This window comes from Enterobacter sp. MGH85, assembly GCF_001037655.1.
GTDB lineage: Bacteria > Pseudomonadota > Gammaproteobacteria > Enterobacterales > Enterobacteriaceae > Enterobacter > Enterobacter intestinihominis.
The window spans coordinates 41,819-43,962 of sequence record NZ_KQ089927.1 but is presented as its reverse complement, the minus strand read 5'-3'; the positions used below and the strand labels follow the sequence as shown (position 1 = coordinate 43,962).

Genomic DNA, 2,144 nt, shown 5'->3' with positions numbered 1-2,144 from the left:
GCCGTACCCGCGCGCAGGCGCGCGGCGCCCACTGCGCACCCCCGTGGGGGACGTGCGGCAGCTGCGTGGCGGCGGGCTGGGTTATGGCTTAGCAGGAAGGGGGGTTGGCCTGTTGCTCCGGTCAGTCCCGCAGTTTCCGGCGATTTGCGGCCGGTGTCCGGTGGAGTCCGGCGCGGTCGCCTTCCATGCCCTGACGGGCATAAAAACATGTAAATAAATTCCGTACTTGTATTGACTTTAAAGGCGTAATCACCGATAATTAAATCATCGGGAGGCAACACCGCCACCCGAAAAATTGCCGGTATCGGCGCTTACAGGAGTCGTCATGCACTTTACTAACTTCCTTCAGCGTTACTTCGATATAGAGATTGAACATACCTTTGACCCTACCATTCAGGGCAGCAACGAAACGGGTAAAGACGTCACTAAAATCTGGATCTATGAGAAGGGCGAGGATAGCGAACCGCTGCTTACTCTGACAGAAGCATGGTGGTATACCGAGACAAAAACGGCTGGTAACTGGCTTATCGGCAACGTGTATTCAACGCTTGAGCATGGGCGTGAAATTCATGAAAGCGAATTTCGTAAACTGGTAACAGCTGGCAAGGTGATATCAGCATGAGTAAGGGGAATAAAATGCTTATTAATCGGATAGCGGTTATCGGGCTTGCAGTTGTCGCAGCCGCTACGCAGGCAGGTGTGCCGCCGGTTAAGTTTTTTTACCGGGATACAGTCCCGGTAAGCATTACGCTGGACGAACCCGCAACGGGTTGCAGCATGGCCGGTGTGATTGTTCATCCAGTGGATCGGCCAGCGGCAAAAGTGGCGTGGTTTAGCGAGCGGATTTGCGGTAAAAAACGTTACCCGGTTAGCTTTATCAGTGATGAAATTAGCGCCCCGCATAACGTGATCCATAAAGGGGAAAAGTTTCACGTTACCCCGGCTCAGGTCAATCTCCTGGACGCGCAAAACCTCTAATTAAATCATCGGGTGGCAATACCGCCGCCCGAACAATCGCCGGTATCGGCAACCATCAAGGAGTTCACATGTATCACTATCTCGTTTTTGTCCCTCTCGCATTAATTTTTAGCGCCGCTGCGCTTGCCCTGCCCTGGTTTATCGTTCGTGCGGGATACAGGGATCTGGTGCAGATCACCTGCGCCTGCGTCTCTGTTCTGGGCCTGTGTGCGGCGACAGGGGTTTTCAGCTACTTCGATAATAAGCCGCTTGCGTTTCTGTACGGTTGCGGCGCGCTGGCGTGCTTTTTGTACGCGGTAGACTGCGCGATACCGTTGTATATGACGCGTAAAAAGCCACGTAAGCAGCTGTAAGAAAAAAGGCGGGTAATCCCCGCCTTTTTTATTGAGGCTGTCAGAAAGCGATTCAGGCACTCTATGAACGCTTTGCAAGATATAAAATTTTGTATGCACATTCAGTACTTATATTGACTTTGAGGACATAATCACCGATAATTAAATCATCGGGAGGCAACACCGTCGCCCGCAAAATTGCCGGTATCGGCGCGCAAAGGAGTACATCATGGATTACCAGACCCGCTTAAATTCTGATATAACCAAAGAGATTGATTATCTGGCATCACTGCGTAAACAACGCATGGTGGCGGATCTGCGCACAGAGCTGGTTTACGGCTCCCTGGAGCGTCTGGCAGATATGATCTGCAACACCGTCACTGACTGGTCGCTTCCCTGCCCTGTTCTGCCGCTTTCTTCCGTACAGCAATGGCACAAAGCCCGCGAAATCGTCCTGGCAGATTATGAGGACTTCGGCCACGATGCCTGGGACTTTGCCCGCCACTATATGAAAACAGAGCTTAGCTTCGGTTATGCCTGCTACAAAGACGATATTGCCTGATGATTAACAACATGGGGGGCTAACGCCCCCCTGATAAACTGACCCTTTTAATGGCCTTACCGCCGATTTCAGATGGAACGAGAGATAAACAGCGGCAGACTCCGGGCGTTACCCCTTCGGGGCCGCTCTGCTGTGCTGCGCATCGAGCCGGTTCCCGTCTCGCCCCGCTTACGCGGGCAGCGGCCGCTAACGCCTCCGGCCTTCGGCCTCCGCGCTCCGCTTGGCCTCCGGGCTTCGCCCTCCGCGCTGGCGCTTGGCGGCTGGCGTCAGCC

The 2,144-nt window shown here is 53.7% G+C and carries 4 protein-coding genes; all 4 read left to right on the top strand.

Annotated features, from left to right (window positions below; genetic code table 11):
• Nucleotides 1-325: 325 nt before the first annotated feature.
• The 4 genes from ccgD (at nucleotide 326) to SK51_RS23495 (ending at nucleotide 1,872) form a co-directional block, all read left to right on the top strand.
• Nucleotides 326-622, top strand: a complete 297-nt coding sequence (ccgD, locus tag SK51_RS23510) for a protein CcgD (RefSeq protein WP_000545925.1) — start codon at nucleotides 326-328, stop codon at nucleotides 620-622.
• Nucleotides 623-636: 14 nt separating this feature from the next.
• The gene (locus SK51_RS23505) at nucleotides 637-978 is read left to right on the top strand and encodes a hypothetical protein (RefSeq protein ID WP_015344948.1); all 342 of its coding nucleotides are present in this window, start codon (nucleotides 637-639) and stop codon (nucleotides 976-978) included.
• Nucleotides 979-1,046: 68 nt separating this feature from the next.
• Nucleotides 1,047-1,331, top strand: a complete 285-nt coding sequence (gene ccgC, locus SK51_RS23500; RefSeq protein ID WP_001750002.1) for a protein CcgC — start codon at nucleotides 1,047-1,049, stop codon at nucleotides 1,329-1,331.
• Between the two features lie 208 nt (nucleotides 1,332-1,539).
• Nucleotides 1,540-1,872 carry a hypothetical protein gene (locus tag SK51_RS23495; protein WP_012561126.1) on the top strand — a complete coding sequence of 111 codons (333 nt, stop codon included), beginning with the start codon at nucleotides 1,540-1,542 and terminating at the stop codon, nucleotides 1,870-1,872.
• Nucleotides 1,873-2,144: the final 272 nt, after the last annotated feature.

Excerpts from the sequence above, each read along its gene's own strand:
- SK51_RS23495 (WP_012561126.1), top strand. The coding sequence starts at position 1,540 with ATGGATTACCAGACCCGCTTAAATTCTGATATAACCAAAGAGATTGAT.
- ccgC (WP_001750002.1), top strand. The coding sequence starts at position 1,047 with ATGTATCACTATCTCGTTTTTGTCCCTCTCGCATTAATTTTTAGCGCC.
- SK51_RS23505 (WP_015344948.1), top strand. The coding sequence starts at position 637 with ATGCTTATTAATCGGATAGCGGTTATCGGGCTTGCAGTTGTCGCAGCC.
- ccgD (WP_000545925.1), top strand. The coding sequence starts at position 326 with ATGCACTTTACTAACTTCCTTCAGCGTTACTTCGATATAGAGATTGAA.